Raw genomic sequence first — 16,095 nt, 5'->3', positions numbered from 1 at the left:
CCGTAACTAGTATGTAATGTTTTTGAGTTATAACCATTCCTGCTATTATCTGTTTCTTTGTTACGGAAATCGTACTTGGAGTAACCAAGTTCCTCCTCCATTTCACCATCCAGACTACCTTCCAGGATGACAGACATCATTTCTCTCATGAGACCATTGACATCTGTTCCATTCTTAACTGGATTTTCTTTCAGATATCCATTCATCATTTCACGTAGTGCCTGTCTTTCGGGAGACTCGTCCCTTCTTCTTTTTGCCATAAAATAAAACCTCCAAACTGAGTAATTTTATTTTACATCAGTTTGAAAGTTTACACAAACTTTGGGATTCTCCCAGTAAAAATTAATTTAATCTCCTTTATTATTTTCCTAACTGGTGTGAGCAGCCTCATTATTAAAATAATGGTGATTTTATGTACTCATTTTTTCTCCTCATAACAAATAATTGGAATACCAGATTCTATATATTCGTATATTGCTTTAGCAAGATAATAGGGGGCATTCACACAGCCATGAGATCCATTCCTTTTATAAATCTCTCCCCCAAAAGCATGCCTCCATTTCGCGTCGTGAATTCCAATATTTCCGTAAAAGGGCATCCAATACTGGACACCGGCTTCGTAGCCAGGTCCGGTCAACGATACACCTTCCTGTTTATAATTAAGCATGTAAGCTCCGGTTACTGTGGCATTACCTCTGTTTGGATTTCCGGTAACCACCGGACCCTGGGCAATGAGTTTGCCATCCTTGTAGAACCACATATGCTGTCTGGTTATATTTAACTCCACATATGTTTCTCCGATTTCATTACCGTCTCTTGATATTGCTCTTTGAACATATAAAGGTTCTCTTATAACAATCCGTCCTGAGTTGATATTATCTGCCAGAGCCGATGTTTCAGCTTCCTGATCTATCTTCCAGCCATAGATTCCCCCCTCTATATCCACCATTGTCCCGAGAGAGGTTTTAAAACTTCTTTTCACCCCTACCGTATCATATTTCTTACTCATAGCCTTCACATAGGCCCTGACTTTATCTTTATCCAGTATAATATCCAGATTTTCATCTACTGTAATCCAGAATTGTATCACATTCCCATCAACCACTTCTCTGTTACTGCCAAAAAGATAGGTGACATGAGTAGATGCGTATTTATTTAAATGTCTGAGGGTTTTAAAGGCTTTAGAAGATTTCATGGTATATACGGGATTTATGTAACAGGAGTTTGCTTCCAGATCAAGTTTTGTTTTTCCTTTTAAAAGGCTGTCTGCTACAGAAGCTTTCAGTTTTTCTTTTTCAACCCGATTACCGTAAATTTCCTTTACCATTTGATAATGTCCGTCCGCATATTGGTAAGACACATTTTCAGGTTCTATTTCCGCCTGCGTAAAGCAGTTTAACTGAATCAACGTTAAATTAAGCTTGTTCTCATTATAGGAAAATAAATTCTCCGAAAGAAACTTCTGTTTTTTAAATAATGATCCGATCCATCGAAGTGCTTTCTGCTCATGAAGCGCCTCTTTTACATATGTTTTATTCTTGTATTCCAGTCCTGCTTCCAGTCCGGTAATCTCATCCGATTTACCTTCTCGTTCAATCAGAAGGAGTTTATAATTTTCCGTGTATCTTCTTATGATTTGATCCGCCTGCCGTTCGTTTTTTAAAGATACATCTGCTCCGTTTATGGTCGTAGAGAAAAAGAAATGACTGGTAAAGTAAAAAGAGATGAGCAAATACAATAACATCACTGCTGCCACTATGATTCCCAGGAGTTCTATGGCCTCCCGCTTTTCACAAGCGCTCATATTTTCATAATTCATAACAACACAATCACCTTTACTATGCACTGGGATCATATCATTTTATGTTCTGGAAATTGAATTTAATACTAATCAATTGTAAAAGAAGCCTCTTTCTCTTTTAAAACTAACCTGCATACTCCATTTGCAATCTTACATACTTTATTTCCAGGTGACTATATGAATATTATAAATTTGTTTAAGCTTGTTTTCCGCTGCTTATTGATTGCTTTGACATAGTATATTTTTATACTTTTCTGTAAGTTTTTACTTCAACAACATGAAAAAATATATCTGTCAGTTAAAAAGTGTGGTGAGTATGTATTTATTTATACTGTAAACTCAACACTAACGAAATAATCTTTAGGTGTTCCCTGTGGTGGTTCGACTCTAAAACTTTTTATCATTCGATATTTCCCTGGAGATAATTTGCCATATAAAATATCATAATCAGTGGACCACAAGAAGCTGGTTCCTTTTATTAATTCATACCCTATAGAAGTAAACATAATATCTTTATTAATAGGTAAAGTGTACCACTTTTGTCCATTTTTTGCTTCAATGATATAATCTTCACCAAATATAACTGAATCATTAGCAGAAGAATTAATACGCACTGTGATTATAGTATTATCTAAGTTCTCTAACGACATGGATATATCGCTAAAATTATTTAGAGTTAATGTACTTTCAGCCATTTTAGATGTCATTTCATTATCTTTAGTATTAATATTGTTTTTATAAATTAATATTAAAATGCATGTGACAAGTAAAGCAAAGATAAATATTTTTTTTTCTACTTTCATAATAATTCCTTTATTCTGTGCTAAGCATCTCTAATGCCTTATGTTAATGCCCATTATTCCGCCTCCGATACTCCGTAGGCAATTCCCCCAAATACTCCTTAAAAGCCGTTGTAAACTTACTCTGACTAGTATAACCAACCTGATCTGCAATTTCAGCGATACTATCATCCGTAGCCACCAACAATCTCGCCGCTTCCTCCATCCGATGCCCTTTCACATGCGCCGCAATAGAAGTCCCATAAACGGCCTTAAAGACCTGTTTCAAAGTGGTAGGATTCATCAAATATTCCTTAGAAAGATACTCTATCGTAAATCGCTGATTCATGTTATGAACCATTTGCTCATGAATCTTCCTGATAATATCAATCTGCTCCGATTGATACTCTGATATCTGTTCCTTCTCCTTAATTTCAAGCTTACTCAAAAATAGCAGTAATTCCACCGCTTTTATTTTCCAGTAAACCGTTTTTAACTCCGGCATTTCCTCAAAAAAAGGCCGAAAAATACATTCCGTATCCTCATTCCCTGAAAGTGACAAACTATATCCTCTATCACAAAATTTCCCATACAGAAATTCCCCTGTAATACCAGTACCAGACAAAAGTTCAGGTGGGTTTTGATCTAATCCTTTCAAATCCACCAATATAGTCAGCCCCTCATAAGAACCATTGGGCAGCGTAATATTACAAGCAGCACATGTCTTCATCGTATGAAGCGAAAAATCCCCAGGACCAAGATAAACATTGTTCCCATTCCCTATACTCCAACCAATTCGCCCCGACTTACAATAATTAATCTCCATAATAGTATCAAGTGCTTCATGATGATAGGGCAGAGTTTCCCCCTTTACATTAAAAAATAACAATTCTATTCCAGGATACAACACATGCTTTTCCATAGAATCCAACTCCTTACTTAGGACAGGTGATTTCCATTACCTTTTCTATCATCTCATGCAATAATTTACTCTGTGCAGTCTCCGCAGCCCGATAATATACCTCTTTGCCCACCCTGCGGCTGACAATCAGCCCGCTGTTTTTCAGCGGTCTTAAATGATGGGATATGGCAGGGCTTGACATTTCCATCATAGCTGCAATGTTTATCACGCATTCCTCACAATGACATAATAACCAGAAAATACGGATCCGAGTGGTATCCCCTAGTTGCTTAAATACGTCTGAGACCGTCTGATATTGATCTACTTCTGATAATTGAACCTTTAATTGTTCCAGCTTTTTTTCTTCACCGTGATCATGGGGAAGTTCTATATGATTCATAAAACGTCGCTCCTTTTATTCCATTTAGAAATGCTTTTCGCCCTTCTGGTAGGGTATGGGTCGGAAGCATTGACTTATATTTTTTCTTGAATTATACTACACCCATAAAGATTAAACAAGTACTTAATCGTACAATCCATCAGCAGAAAGGAATCAACATTATGAAAAAAACATATAAAATCGAAGTAGACTGTGCAAACTGTGCAAATCTTATGGAGGATGCAGCAAGAAAGACTTCAGGCGTTGAGGCAGCAACTGTTAACTTCATGACTCAGAAGATGATTGTTGAATTCAAAGATGGCCAGGAGCCAAAAGCTGTTATGCAGGATGTTTTAAAGGCCTGCAAGAAGGTAGAACCTGATTGTGAAATAGAATTATAATCAGCATACCGTTACACAAGCACCCCGGAAGCCTGAAGGTGGAAGGGGTGTCACCTTTCATTCAAACATATGAACGAATAAGCATATAATAAATCATCATAAAGGGAGGGACGTATCATGAATAAAAAGCAGAAGAAAATGCTGGCTAGAATCATCATTTCAGCAGTGATGCTTATTGTATTGCATTTTATTCCGGTAACAGGAATCGTAGAGTTCGTATTATACTTTGCCGCTTATCTGATTATTGGATACGATATATTAAAAAAAGCAGGAAAAGGCATTTTGAACAGACAGATATTTGATGAGAACTTCTTGATGTCTGTGGCAACATTAGGAGCATTTATTCTTGCAATCTATGAACAGAGCGGCGACTACGTAGAAGGCATAGCTGTTATGCTGTTCTACCAGATCGGGGAGCTATTCCAGAGCTACGCGGTCGGAAAGAGCAGAAAGAATATCAGCGCTCTTATGGATATCAGGCCAGATTATGCAAATGTGGAACGAGACGGGAAGCTTCAAAAGGTTGACCCGGATGAAGTCCAAATCGGGAACATTATCGTGGTGCAGCCAGGGGAGAAGGTGCCTCTTGATGGTATCATAAAGGAAGGCACATCGACCTTAAATACCAGTGCACTGACTGGAGAAAGTATGCCAAGAGATGCAAGAGAGGGCGATGAGATCATAAGTGGTTGTATCAATATGACTGGCGTGTTAAAGGTCCAGACTACAAAAGAGTTTGGGGAATCTACCGTTTCCAAGATTCTTGAGCTTGTGGAGAATTCCAGCTCACGGAAATCTAGATCAGAAGATTTCATTTCAAAATTTGCCAAGATCTATACCCCGGCTGTTTGTTATAGTGCATTAGCGCTGGCGATTCTGCCTCCCCTTGTCCAGATGTTATTTTTAAATGTACCAGCTCAGTGGGACGTTTGGGTTTATCGGGCTCTGACATTTCTTGTAATCAGCTGTCCTTGTGCACTTGTAATCAGTATCCCTCTTAGCTTCTTCGCCGGAATCGGTGGAGCGAGCAAGGAAGGCGTTTTAATCAAAGGTTCCAATTACCTTGAAACATTATCCCGTGCAAAATACGTGGTATTTGACAAAACAGGTACATTGACACAAGGTGTATTTGAAGTAAGTGGTGTGCATCACAATGAAATTGAAAATGAAAAATTGCTGGAATATGCAGCTCTGGCTGAATGTGCCTCCTCCCACCCCATTAGTAAAAGCTTACAGAAAGCATATGGAAAAGACATCGACCGTAATCGTGTAACAGATATTGAAGAAATCAGCGGTCATGGAATTGTTGCTAAGGTTGATGGAGAAACAGTTGCAGCCGGTAACAGTAAACTGATGAAGCAATTAAACATTCCTTATCAGGATTGCCATTCCGTAGGTACCATCATTCACATGGCAATCAACGGAACTTATGCAGGACATATCGTAATCTCTGATATTATAAAGCTTCATTCCAAAGAAGCAATCAAGGAGCTGAAACGTGCTGGTGTTGAAAAAACTGTTATGCTTACAGGCGATGCAAAGTCAGTGGCAGATCAGGTAGCAGCTTCCCTTGGAATTGACGAAGTATATAGCGAGCTTCTTCCGGCGGACAAAGTAACAAAAGTAGAAGAATTGCTGAATCTTAAACCGGATAATGAAAAACTTGCTTTTGTCGGTGATGGAATCAACGATGCACCGGTACTGACTCGTGCAGATATCGGTATCGCAATGGGAGCTATGGGATCGGATGCAGCAATTGAAGCGGCGGACGTAGTTTTAATGGATGATGATCCAATGAAGATAGCAAAAGCGATTAAAATATCCCGCAAATGTATTCGGATCGTATACCAGAATATTACACTCGCTTTGGTAATCAAATTTGCCTGTCTTGGTCTTGGAGCAATCGGTATCGCAAATATGTGGTTTGCAATCTTTGCAGACGTTGGAGTTATGATAATAGCAGTCTTAAATGCGATTCGTGCACTTCGTGTTCACAACTTATAAATATAGATAATGAGGGCAGAAAAAATCTGCTCTCATTTTTATGTTTGATAATCATTTGAAAAAAAGTATTACATAGATGGACTGTTACATTTCTCCAATTTTATCCTAAAATAATTAAAAGCTTGTAGCCCTTCGCATTGACATACTTCCAAGGATATACTAAAATAGAATTATTTTACAAATGATAAATTTTAAGTATCTGTCCAGGGAAATTACATAAGACGGCTTAACGAATGAAGGGGGAAGGTATTATGAACAATTTTACCACAGAGCACCAGCTATTGGACTCATTTTATGAGGTGATTCCGTATTTATCCAGCTTATTTGACGATGATGTTGCTTTTGCATTAACAGACACACAGAAATTTATTTTGGTGGAGAATGGCAATCAGTTAAGATTCCATATTACACCGGGAGATTTAATTCCTGCAGGGGGCGCCATCAGAGAGACACTTAACAGCGGGAGAGTGACAGTTATGGATGTACCGGCAACGGTTTACGGAATCCCGTTTAAGTCTTATGCGGTTCCCATTTTTGACAAAGGCAGAAAAGTGATTGGGGTTCTGACCCTTGGAAAAAGTCTGGAAAAAAGAAATAACCTGGTCAGTATCGTTAATAGTTTATCAGCAGGAATCACTCAGATTGCTGAATCGACAAAAAGTGTTTCAAGTGGAATAGAACAATTGAAAAATATGAATACCGAAATATCCGTGAAGGTAAATGAAGCCAATGAAAGCACCAGAAATACCGATGGTATTCTGGATTTTGTAAAGGATATCTCCACACAGACAAACCTGTTAGGACTGAATGCTGCCATTGAAGCAGCAAGAGCAGGAGAAGCAGGAAGAGGCTTTACCGTGGTCGCAGGTGAAATCAGAAAGATGTCTGCATCCACCAACGAATCCATTGGTCAGATCGATACGGTTTTAAAAAGCATCAATGCTTCCATTACTACCATCAACAGCAGAATCACCGAATCCAACACGATTTATAATGAGGAGACCCAGGAATTTAAGAACATTGTAAATTCCATTAGTGAGTTAAATGCCACAGCGAAAAAGCTGGAAGGATTGGTGGAACATCTGTAGAAAATTCCTTTGATAATTTTTAGTTTTTGAGTTATGATAATCATGACTCTAAACATAAAGAAGGAATTGACAGATGAAGATAAAAACATCAAAAATAGCCATAGTCGGCTGCGGTCTCGTAGGCTCTTCAACCGCATTCAGCCTTGTGACTCAGGGAATCTGTGATGAGATCCTGATGATTGACATTAATGAAGAGAGAGCGCTGGGAGAAGTACTTGACCTTCGCGATACCATTAAGTATCTGGACCGCAATGTAAAGGTTCGTGTGGCAGGTTACAAGGACTGCTCAGATGCCGATATTATAGTAATTACAGCGGGAGCACCGCCCCAAAAGGGCCAGACCAGACTTGATACCTTAGAAGTCAGTGCAAAGATAGTAAAGACCATTGTAGACCCTATTATGGCAAGCGGTTTTGACGGCATCTTCATCGTTGTTTCAAACCCAGTGGATATTATGGCTCATTACGTATATCAGTTATCAGGACTTCCTAAAAATCAGGTCATTGGGACCGGAAGTGCTCTTGATACCTCAAGACTGCAGAATTTCATAGCAGAACTTGTAAATGTTGATCCGAGAAGCATCTATGCCTATTCCATGGGAGAGCACGGAGACTCCCAGATGGTTCCATGGTCCACCGTAACCGTAGCAGGAAAGTCATTCCAGGATATTATTCATGATAACAAGGACATGCTGGGTGATGTGGATCTTGATGAAATCGTAAAGAAAACAGTCCGGGAAGGCTGGGAGATTTATCAGAGAAAAGGAACCACTTACTATGGGATCGCTACCACCTGCGCCGGAATAATCAAAGCAATTCTTTACGATGAGAACCGGATCATCCCGGTTTCCACGCTGTTAGAAGGTGAATACGGTCAAAACGGAGTGTATGCCGGAGTTCCTACGATTTTAAATCGGACAGGGGCAGCAGACATTCTTGAGATACACATGACGGAAGAAGAGCTGGAGCGATTTAGAAGCTCTGCGGAGATTATTCGGGAATATACGGACAAGGTGTTAAAAGGAATATAAAATAAGGAGCCTCACTGGTAAATCAACGATTTGCCGGCGAGGCTTTTTTCTGTCATACTTTCTCTCCATATGCTGACTACGGAGCATGAAATTTGGTAACCCTATGTTTAAACTGATACAGAAAAATGAACAGATGGGAGACTGAGGACAAATGCCGCAACATAAGAAATGTACCATGCACAAAAGGCCGGAAAGCATGGGCGAGATAAAACGCTTCAATCAAAAGCTTCAAAGAAGAACCGTTTTGCTAAGGGACAGTTTAAGAGATTCCTGTGTTACCTTTTTTTATACCAATGCGAACTTCGCATTTTTTGAAGGCTGGTATTTTAAGCATGAGAACAAGGATAATATACTGGCGTTGATTCCTGGTATCAGCGTGGAGAAAAATGGAACCAGGCACCCTTTTCTACAGATTATCTGGAATGAGACCTCTTATTACCTCCATTTTCCGGAAGAGGATTATCTGGTTGACACCAGACAAAACCGAATCATGCTGGGCCCTAATGTTTTCTCCCACCGCGGCATCCGCTTAAATATAAGATCAAAGGATATCGCCCTTCAGGGAATCATTCATTACGGTCCTATCAGCCCTCTACGGTATTCCATTATGGGGCCCTTTGAGCTTATGCCCTTTATGGAATGCAGGCACCAGGTAATCAGCATGTCCCATACCCTTCATGGGAGAGTCATGATAAATGGAACGGTGTTAGATTTTGAAGGGGAAAAAGGATATATGGAAGGCGACAAAGGAAGAGCCTTTCCAAAAGATTACCTTTGGATTCAATGCAACCGTTTTAAGGAGCCAGCCTCCATTATGGTATCGGTCGCCAGTATCCCTTTCATGGGAGCAAGCTTTGAGGGCTGCATCTGCGTCATTCATTATAAGGGAAGAGAATACCGCTTTGCCACCTATCTTGGGGTAAAGGTCATATGCAAAAGGCGGACTTCGGTTGTTCTAAAACAGGGGAAGTATACCTTAAAGGTCTATTTAAGCAGTCAGGGAAAACGAGAGGTTTCTACCTTTTCACATAAACTCATGGCCCCCGGAAAGGGAGGAATGACCCGCTTCATTAAGGAAGGTCATTTGCTCCGTGGAAGATTCCTTTTGTATAAAGGTGAGGACCAGATTTTTGATCTTTCCAGTGACTATGTAAGCTTTGAATACGAATCAGGAGTCATATAAATCAGAGGGCCGGAGCATGTCATTTAACAGTAGGTGGCACCGGTCCTTTTTGCGTTGACATTTTTCGACATATGAATCCATAAAATTTAGAAAAGTAAAGGCTTGTTCTTAATAAATGTTAATGCGTATGTGCCCTTGTTAGGCGGGTTCTATAATATATAGAATACAACCTTAAAGAATTGTAATAATCTGCAAAATATGTTGAAAAATGGCAGATAATTGATATAATAATATTGTATATATTTACTAATTCCATATCTAAGGATAAAGGGGGAGCACCTATGAAAAAGAGCAGCAGACTTAAGATTTCCCGACGATTGAATCTGGTATTTGCAGTTCTGGTATTAATCATTTTTCTTTCTTCAGTTTTTTCACTCGTAAGCTTTCGTAAGATCGGTAATCATTTCAATACCTTTTTTCACGTACAATATGAGACCACAAAACAACAGATGGAAATTCGAAAAGACGTACAGACCATTAACAAACGTATGCTTTGGGCGGTCATATCCAATGATCCGGCTGTGACAGCGGAACAAAAAGAAGATTTTGACAAAAGATTTGGAAAAATCGACGGTTACATCGACGTGATTAAAACAAATCTGAAGGACGAACAAATATCGCAGAGCTTAACTGAGGCTGTGAGCAAGTTTAAAGAAGATACCTATCATTTCGTCCAACTGGTAGAAGATGGACAGACGAAGCAGGCCATCAGCTTTTATAATACAGATTATAATAAATCTTCTGAGATGCTTGCAGATGCCCTTGATAGCACAGGTACAAGATCTGATAAGGAAGCCCTGCAGCAATATGAAACCAGCCAGGTCGTGGAGAATATTGCCTCAGTACTACTAGCTGTTTTCTCTGTAATCTCACTGATTACTGCCATTGTTATGGCAAGACGGCTTTCTGCCAGCATTGTGGTTCCGCTTAGAGAGCTTGAGACAGCTTCAAAAGACCTTGCAGAAGGGAATTTACATACAGAAATTACATATGTATCCAACGATGAAATCGGGCAGGTGGCTGACAGCTTAAGGGTCTCCATTCAAAAGATTGCATCCTATATCGAGGACATTGATTCCGTTATGGGCAGCATGGCATCCGGTAATTTCAATGTGAATTTTAAAAATGAATTTTTAGGAGATTTTAGAAATATCGAAAAGTCCCTTAAATTATTTACCACAAAGATTTCACAGAGTCTGGGAGATATCAGTCAGGTGTCTGATGAAGTTTCCATGGGATCCGTGCAGATCGCAGGTTCTGCTCAGACTCTGGCAGAAGGCGCAGCTAATCAGGCGGCCATTGTAAAAGACCTTTCCGATACCATTGCAGATATGTCCGGAAGAATTTCTGAGAATGCACAGAATGCAGTTGAAATCAGCGATGAGATGACGAATGTTACAAAGAATATCAGTCTTGAAAATGAAAATATGCAGGAGATGGTCCGCGCAATGGAGGTAATCAGAAATACCTCACAGGAAATCAATAAGATCATCAATACCATCAATGATATTGCTTCTCAGACGAACCTCCTGGCACTGAATGCTTCAATCGAGGCGGCCAGAGCCGGTGAAGCAGGCAAAGGCTTTTCCGTTGTTGCCAACCAGGTAAGCCTCTTAGCAAGCCAGAGTACCAATGCAGCTAAGACCTCAACCCAGTTAATTGAAGATTCTCTGGAGGCAGTGGAGATGGGGGCTGTAATCGCAGATACAGCCGCTAAGGGCTTGAGTGTAATTGTTGAAAGAACAGAAGTTGTTATGAAAAAGGTGGAGAGCATTGCTTCCGCATCAAAGGATCAGGCAATGGCAGCCAGACAAATCGACAATGGTATTGGCCAGATCTCTCAGGTAGTAGAAGTAAACGCTGCCACGGCAGAAGAGAATTCTGCTTCCAGTGAGGAGCTGACCGGTCAGGCCCAGTCCCTTCGTAATTTGATTTTCCAGTTTCAGCTAAAAAAGTAAACAATTAATTGAATAAGGTTCAAAATAAACAGCATATAACAGTTGACATTTTTGGTCAACTGTTATATGCTGTTTGTCGAGGAGGAAATTTATGAAGATTATTATAAATAACTCTTCCATGCAGCCGATCTATGAGCAGGCGGTGGAACAAATCAAGGGCCTTATTATGGAGGGCCAGTTAAAAGAAGGAGAATCTCTTCCATCTGTGCGCAGTCTGGCAAAGGAACTAAGAGTCAGTGCATTGACTGTAAAAAAGTCCTATGACGTACTGGAGCAGGAGGGCTTTGTCATAACCGTACATGGCAAAGGAAGCTTTGTAGCCTGCACCAATCAAGGCCTGATATTGGAAGAGAAGAGAAAAGAAGTGGAATCAGACTTAGAGACAGCCATACGAAAGGGCAGGAGCTGTGGTATGAGTGACGAGGACATAACAGAGATGTTTCGTATCATTTTGGAGGATTGATTATGATGCTAACAATGGAAAACGTACAGAAGCAGTATGACGGTTACCGTCTGGATTGTTCTTTGGAGCTGCGTACAGGATACATTACCGGACTGGTGGGACCAAACGGAGCAGGAAAGACAACGATATTTAAGTCAGCCCTGGGACTTATCTCTGTAGATGGAGGTAAGATAAGAATCCTTAATAAGGAACCAAAGGATCTGACTGCGAAAGAAAGGGAAGAAATTGGGGTCGTACTTTATGATTCCGGATTCAGCGGCTATCTCACCCTTTCCGATATATCTGTCTTTTTAAAGCATTTGTACAAAAAATTTAATAAAGAAGAATTTGAACAAAAATGCAGGGATGCTGGTCTTCCTTTTCACAAGAGAATCAAGGAATTTTCAACTGGTATGAAAGCAAAGCTGAAATTGATTGCAGCTATGTCTCATCAGGCGAAAATACTGATCTTAGATGAGCCTACCGCAGGGCTTGATGTCATTGCCAGAGATGAACTTCTTGACTACATCAGAGCTTATATGCAGGAAGGAGACCGCTCCATTCTCATCAGTTCTCATATATCAAAGGATTTAGAGACCCTTTGCGATGATGTTTACTTGCTTGATCAGGGACGAATCGTCCTTCATGAAGAAACAGACGTGCTCCTAGATCGTTATGGATTATTAAAGGCGACGAAAGAACAGTATGAAGAGCTGGATCATCAGCATATCATCAGACGCAGGAAAGAAGCCTACGGCTACTATTGTCTGACCGATCAAAAGGAGTATTACACTCGTAACTATCCTGATCTCGTTATGGAGAAAGGGACCATTGATGAGATTCTAACATTAATGATTCGAGGTGAGCGGATATGAAAGGATTGTTTATAAAGGATTTGATTTTGTTTAAGAACCAGGCGAAATTTTACATCATGTTCGCAATGATCTGCGCATTAATGCTGTTTGCTAATTTTAACCCGGCATATATCATCGGCTATATGACGCTGATGTGTATGATGTTCACATTCACAACCATCAGCTATGATGAGTTTGAAAATGGATTCTCTTTTCTTTTCACCCTGCCCTACAGCAGAAGAGATTATGTAAGGGAAAAGTATGGGTTTGGCATCATTGTAAGTCTCACTGTCTGGATTTTGTTTTTAGCTGTTGTTTTCATGAAATCATTGGTAGGAAAGAATATGGATATGGGAGAAATTCTTCCGGCTGCGCTCATGTATCTTTTTACGATACAGTTATTTTGTGCAGTGAATCTTCCCATTCAATTAAAATTTGGAATTGAGAAGGGAAGAATTGCCTTGATCGGCGTATCCATAACTACCTTTGCCGTTGTATTCGGCCTTGCAAAAATCTTTGAGTTAAATAATATGAATATAACAGCAGTGTTCCGTCAGTTAGGAACCATAAGGCCAGCGCCCTTTTTTGGCATTTTGGCATGCATTTGTGCAGTGATATATGGAATTTCTTATAGTTTTTCTGTAAAAATCATGGAGAAAAGGCAATTCTGATAAACACGGCTTATAAGTGAAAGGAAAAGGGAGAAGATAAGAAAAGGAAGTTCTTCAGGAGTAAAACGATGAATCTTATTTTTCTTATCATGGCCTGGCTGCCGATTTTGCTTGGCACATTTGGAATTGTATTAATATCTTATTATTTTTATAAATGGACCAAGGGGATAAGAATCATTAAAATCCGCGTGGCAGGAGAAATCTGCTTTCTTCTGGTTCTGATTTACTTCTTACTGTTCTTTTTCATAGGATTTATCATTCGTCCCAGATAAACTTATATTCTTTTTTGAATATATCAATGCTCCCCCTCACCGGGACTGTTTCCAGCAGGAAAACAGTTTCGGTGAGGGGGAGCTATTTTTAGTTATATGCAGCTTATTATAGCTGTTTATCCATATCTTTCTCCTGCCTTTTATATGCATTTCTATGCTTTCCAGGCGTCGTGTGATATTCTCTCTTGAACAAGCGGTCAAAGTAGCTGGTACTTTCAAATCCTGTAGATTCTGCTATTACACTTATGGAATATCCAGTAGAAAGAAGGAGGTTCGAGGCCTGCTTCAGCCGGTACTTGTTAAGGTATTCAATGGGGGATAAAGGAACGGAGCATTGAAAACAGCGGAGTGCTTCCCGTTTACTAACGCCTACCGAGGCTGCAATATCATCAAGGGTAAGCCGCTTCCTGTAATTTTCCTCAATAAACATGGTCATGCGCCGAAAACGGGCCTGGGAGATACGGTTGGTTCCCGTATTTTCCATGGTGACTAATTCATCTCGATGTTCATATAGCTCTGTCCATATCTGGCAGATCAAGGTATGGGTCTTAAGCTCCCAGGCAGATCCCTTATTCTCACAGGTGCTGTAAAGCTTTAAAAGATTGCTTAGGATGCTTTTCTGCCAGGGAATCATGGATTTTAAAACAATATGAGAAATACCGGAAGAGAGAAAAGGAGATAAGTACTGCTCATAAATCAGACTTCCCTCCGGTGCCATAAATTCTGGTGAAAAAACCACGTTGGGAATCACCGCACTTCCTGCGGAAGCGTACCGGTGTATAGCTCCTGAATTAATAAACAAGCCATCCCCGTCTTCCAGTATGTGGCTGATGTTGCCGATGGAGCATTGTACAATGCCCTTTGTAACGGAAACCAGCTCAAACTCCCTGTGCCAGTGCCAGTCAATGCATCGGTTCTCAAATTGACCTACATCTTCGTAATAATATTGCAGAGGAAAACCCTTTGAGCCATGGGAGGCAAGCTCCATCATGGATTCGTCTGTCTGTATTCTAGTGCTTTGCATAAATGGTTCTCCTTTGAAAGAATGGCTAGATTATATCATAAATTGGCCATATCTTGCAAGAATCAGATTTTCTTATGCGTTATAATACAATAAATGAAACCAGGGAGGAAAGAAATGAGTCAGGATTATAATAAAACTATACGCGCTTGCTTTACGAGCTATATTGTACAGGCCATAATTAACAATTTTGTACCGCTTTTGTTTCTTACGTTTGAAAAGGAATACGGCATCACTCTATCCCGGATAGCCCTTCTTGTTACCTTCAATTTCGGCATCCAGATATTGGTGGATCTTTTATCTGCAGGCGTAATTGACAAGGTAGGATACCGGATCTCCATGATTACAGCCCTTGCTCTTTGTGCCCTTGGTCTTGTTTCCCTTGTGGTACTTCCAGGACTCTTTTCTAATCCCTGGACCGGACTTTTAGGAGCGGTGATGATTTATGGAGCAGGCGGGGGACTTTTAGAGGTCTTAGTAAGCCCTGTGGTAGAGGCATGTCCCACTGATAATAAGGAAAAGGCTATGAGCATGCTCCATTCCTTCTACTGCTGGGGCCATGTTGGTGTGGTCCTCATTTCCACCATATTTTTCGTATTACTGGGCGTGGAGAACTGGAGGATACTGGCACTTTTTTGGGCGCTGATACCGCTCTATAATATGATCACTTTCTTCCGTGTCCCAATCGCACCTCTTATAAAGGAAGATGAGGGAATTTCCTTCCGGACACTTATAGGGAAAAAGATATTCTGGGTATTTATGATACTAATGGTCTGCGCCGGAGCTGGCGAACAGGCGGTAAGCCAATGGGCCTCCGCCTTTGCAGAAGAGGGGCTTAAGGTAAAAAAAGCTGTTGGTGATCTTGCTGGCCCTATGTTTTTTGCAGCTATGATGGGAACGTCAAGAGCCCTTTACGGTAAGTACGGAGAAAAAATAGATTTGGGAAAAATGATGACCTACAGCGGAATTTTATGTATCGCCTCCTATATTCTGATCTCCCTGTCGCCCCATCCGGCACTGGGGCTGATTGGCTGTGGAATATGTGGTCTGTCCGTTGGGATCATGTGGCCTGGCACCTTTAGTATGGCATCAGCCTCTATTCGGGGCGGGGGAACGGCTATGTTCGCCTTTCTTGCCCTGGCCGGGGACTTAGGCTGCTCTTCGGGTCCTACCCTGGTGGGTCAGGTCTCAGGAATTCTAAGTAACAATTTGAAAATGGGAATTCTGGCAGCTGTCTTATTTCCCATACTTTTTGTAATCAGTGTAAGATATCTGCTTCGGTTAAAGCTTAAAGCATAAAAAGGGAGGAAA

General features: G+C 40.4%; 17 protein-coding genes. 11 read left to right on the top strand and 6 right to left on the bottom strand.

Going from position 1 to position 16,095, the window contains the following annotated elements:
- From T546_RS0112015 to T546_RS0111995, 5 genes are all read right to left on the bottom strand, one after another.
- Nucleotides 1-260 (bottom strand): transposase (locus T546_RS0112015; RefSeq protein ID WP_026891827.1); only part of this gene is annotated, 260 nt, incomplete at its 3' end.
- Between the two features lie 158 nt (nt 261-418).
- Nucleotides 419-1,819 carry a L,D-transpeptidase family protein gene (locus T546_RS0112010; protein WP_051629792.1) on the bottom strand — a complete coding sequence of 467 codons (1,401 nt, stop codon included), beginning with the start codon at nt 1,817-1,819 and terminating at the stop codon, nt 419-421.
- A 308-nt stretch (nt 1,820-2,127) separates the two neighbouring features.
- Nucleotides 2,128-2,604: an immunoglobulin-like domain-containing protein gene (locus T546_RS0112005; protein ID WP_026891825.1), complete on the bottom strand. Its 477-nt coding sequence runs from the start codon at nt 2,602-2,604 to the stop codon at nt 2,128-2,130.
- Nucleotides 2,605-2,647: 43 nt separating this feature from the next.
- Nucleotides 2,648-3,502, bottom strand: coding sequence for a helix-turn-helix domain-containing protein (locus T546_RS23470; protein ID WP_156951329.1), 855 nt, complete (start codon nt 3,500-3,502; stop codon nt 2,648-2,650).
- 13 nt (nt 3,503-3,515) lie between these two features.
- A complete protein-coding gene (locus tag T546_RS0111995) occupies nt 3,516-3,881 on the bottom strand; it encodes an ArsR/SmtB family transcription factor (protein ID WP_026891824.1) in 366 nt (121 codons plus the stop codon).
- A 161-nt stretch (nt 3,882-4,042) separates the two neighbouring features.
- On the opposite strand from T546_RS0111995, the gene T546_RS0111990 reads away from it, so the two are divergent.
- The 10 genes from T546_RS0111990 (at nt 4,043) to T546_RS0111945 (ending at nt 13,763) form a co-directional block, all read left to right on the top strand.
- The gene (locus tag T546_RS0111990) at nt 4,043-4,261 is read left to right on the top strand and encodes a cation transporter (RefSeq protein ID WP_024838474.1); all 219 of its coding nucleotides are present in this window, start codon (nt 4,043-4,045) and stop codon (nt 4,259-4,261) included.
- 117 nt (nt 4,262-4,378) lie between these two features.
- Nucleotides 4,379-6,265, top strand: a complete 1,887-nt coding sequence (locus T546_RS0111985) for a heavy metal translocating P-type ATPase (RefSeq protein ID WP_026891823.1) — start codon at nt 4,379-4,381, stop codon at nt 6,263-6,265.
- A gap of 251 nt (nt 6,266-6,516) precedes the next feature.
- Nucleotides 6,517-7,353, top strand: a complete 837-nt coding sequence (locus tag T546_RS26120) for a methyl-accepting chemotaxis protein (protein ID WP_026891822.1) — start codon at nt 6,517-6,519, stop codon at nt 7,351-7,353.
- 73 nt (nt 7,354-7,426) lie between these two features.
- Nucleotides 7,427-8,383 carry an L-lactate dehydrogenase gene (locus T546_RS0111975; protein ID WP_026891821.1) on the top strand — a complete coding sequence of 319 codons (957 nt, stop codon included), beginning with the start codon at nt 7,427-7,429 and terminating at the stop codon, nt 8,381-8,383.
- Nucleotides 8,384-8,534: 151 nt separating this feature from the next.
- A complete protein-coding gene (locus T546_RS23465; protein ID WP_051629790.1) occupies nt 8,535-9,566 on the top strand; it encodes a tocopherol cyclase family protein in 1,032 nt (343 codons plus the stop codon).
- Between the two features lie 281 nt (nt 9,567-9,847).
- Nucleotides 9,848-11,524, top strand: coding sequence for a methyl-accepting chemotaxis protein (locus T546_RS23460; RefSeq protein ID WP_051629789.1), 1,677 nt, complete (start codon nt 9,848-9,850; stop codon nt 11,522-11,524).
- Nucleotides 11,525-11,615: 91 nt separating this feature from the next.
- Complete coding sequence (locus T546_RS0111960; RefSeq protein WP_024838460.1) at nt 11,616-11,987, top strand: GntR family transcriptional regulator; 372 nt, start codon at nt 11,616-11,618, stop codon at nt 11,985-11,987.
- A gap of 5 nt (nt 11,988-11,992) precedes the next feature.
- A complete protein-coding gene (locus T546_RS0111955) occupies nt 11,993-12,841 on the top strand; it encodes an ABC transporter ATP-binding protein (protein ID WP_026891820.1) in 849 nt (282 codons plus the stop codon).
- Nucleotides 12,838-13,491, top strand: a complete 654-nt coding sequence (locus T546_RS0111950; protein WP_026891819.1) for an ABC-2 transporter permease — start codon at nt 12,838-12,840, stop codon at nt 13,489-13,491. Before T546_RS0111955 ends, T546_RS0111950 begins: the two co-directional genes overlap by 4 nt.
- A 68-nt stretch (nt 13,492-13,559) precedes the next feature.
- Nucleotides 13,560-13,763 carry a hypothetical protein gene (locus T546_RS0111945; RefSeq protein ID WP_026891818.1) on the top strand — a complete coding sequence of 68 codons (204 nt, stop codon included), beginning with the start codon at nt 13,560-13,562 and terminating at the stop codon, nt 13,761-13,763.
- Nucleotides 13,764-13,869: 106 nt separating this feature from the next.
- On the opposite strand, the gene T546_RS23455 is transcribed toward T546_RS0111945, so the two are convergent.
- Nucleotides 13,870-14,787, bottom strand: a complete 918-nt coding sequence (locus T546_RS23455; protein ID WP_034599071.1) for an AraC family transcriptional regulator — start codon at nt 14,785-14,787, stop codon at nt 13,870-13,872.
- Nucleotides 14,788-14,901: 114 nt separating this feature from the next.
- Between T546_RS23455 and T546_RS0111935 the strand changes: the two genes are divergently transcribed.
- The gene (locus tag T546_RS0111935) at nt 14,902-16,083 is read left to right on the top strand and encodes an MFS transporter (protein WP_026891817.1); all 1,182 of its coding nucleotides are present in this window, start codon (nt 14,902-14,904) and stop codon (nt 16,081-16,083) included.
- Nucleotides 16,084-16,095 lie beyond the last annotated feature (12 nt).

Origin of the sequence: [Clostridium] aerotolerans DSM 5434 (assembly GCF_000687555.1) — a bacterium.
Taxonomy (GTDB): Bacteria; Bacillota; Clostridia; order Lachnospirales; family Lachnospiraceae; genus Lacrimispora; species Lacrimispora aerotolerans.
The sequence above is the reverse complement of the archived record's forward strand: the minus strand, read 5'-3'. Positions and strand labels throughout refer to the sequence as shown.

Bases quoted from the DNA above. Each gene is read 5' to 3' on its own strand.
- T546_RS23470 (WP_156951329.1), bottom strand. From the start codon at position 3,502: ATGGAAAAGCATGTGTTGTATCCTGGAATAGAATTGTTATTTTTTAAT.
- T546_RS0111955 (WP_026891820.1), top strand. From the start codon at position 11,993: ATGCTAACAATGGAAAACGTACAGAAGCAGTATGACGGTTACCGTCTG.
- T546_RS0111945 (WP_026891818.1), top strand. From the start codon at position 13,560: ATGAATCTTATTTTTCTTATCATGGCCTGGCTGCCGATTTTGCTTGGC.
- T546_RS0111935 (WP_026891817.1), top strand. From the start codon at position 14,902: ATGAGTCAGGATTATAATAAAACTATACGCGCTTGCTTTACGAGCTAT.
- T546_RS23455 (WP_034599071.1), bottom strand. From the start codon at position 14,787: ATGCAAAGCACTAGAATACAGACAGACGAATCCATGATGGAGCTTGCC.
- T546_RS0112010 (WP_051629792.1), bottom strand. From the start codon at position 1,819: ATGAATTATGAAAATATGAGCGCTTGTGAAAAGCGGGAGGCCATAGAA.
- T546_RS23465 (WP_051629790.1), top strand. From the start codon at position 8,535: ATGCCGCAACATAAGAAATGTACCATGCACAAAAGGCCGGAAAGCATG.
- T546_RS23460 (WP_051629789.1), top strand. From the start codon at position 9,848: ATGAAAAAGAGCAGCAGACTTAAGATTTCCCGACGATTGAATCTGGTA.
- T546_RS0111985 (WP_026891823.1), top strand. From the start codon at position 4,379: ATGAATAAAAAGCAGAAGAAAATGCTGGCTAGAATCATCATTTCAGCA.
- T546_RS26120 (WP_026891822.1), top strand. From the start codon at position 6,517: ATGAACAATTTTACCACAGAGCACCAGCTATTGGACTCATTTTATGAG.
- T546_RS0112005 (WP_026891825.1), bottom strand. From the start codon at position 2,604: ATGAAAGTAGAAAAAAAAATATTTATCTTTGCTTTACTTGTCACATGC.
- T546_RS0111950 (WP_026891819.1), top strand. From the start codon at position 12,838: ATGAAAGGATTGTTTATAAAGGATTTGATTTTGTTTAAGAACCAGGCG.
- T546_RS0111960 (WP_024838460.1), top strand. From the start codon at position 11,616: ATGAAGATTATTATAAATAACTCTTCCATGCAGCCGATCTATGAGCAG.
- T546_RS0111995 (WP_026891824.1), bottom strand. From the start codon at position 3,881: ATGAATCATATAGAACTTCCCCATGATCACGGTGAAGAAAAAAAGCTG.
- T546_RS0111990 (WP_024838474.1), top strand. From the start codon at position 4,043: ATGAAAAAAACATATAAAATCGAAGTAGACTGTGCAAACTGTGCAAAT.
- T546_RS0111975 (WP_026891821.1), top strand. From the start codon at position 7,427: ATGAAGATAAAAACATCAAAAATAGCCATAGTCGGCTGCGGTCTCGTA.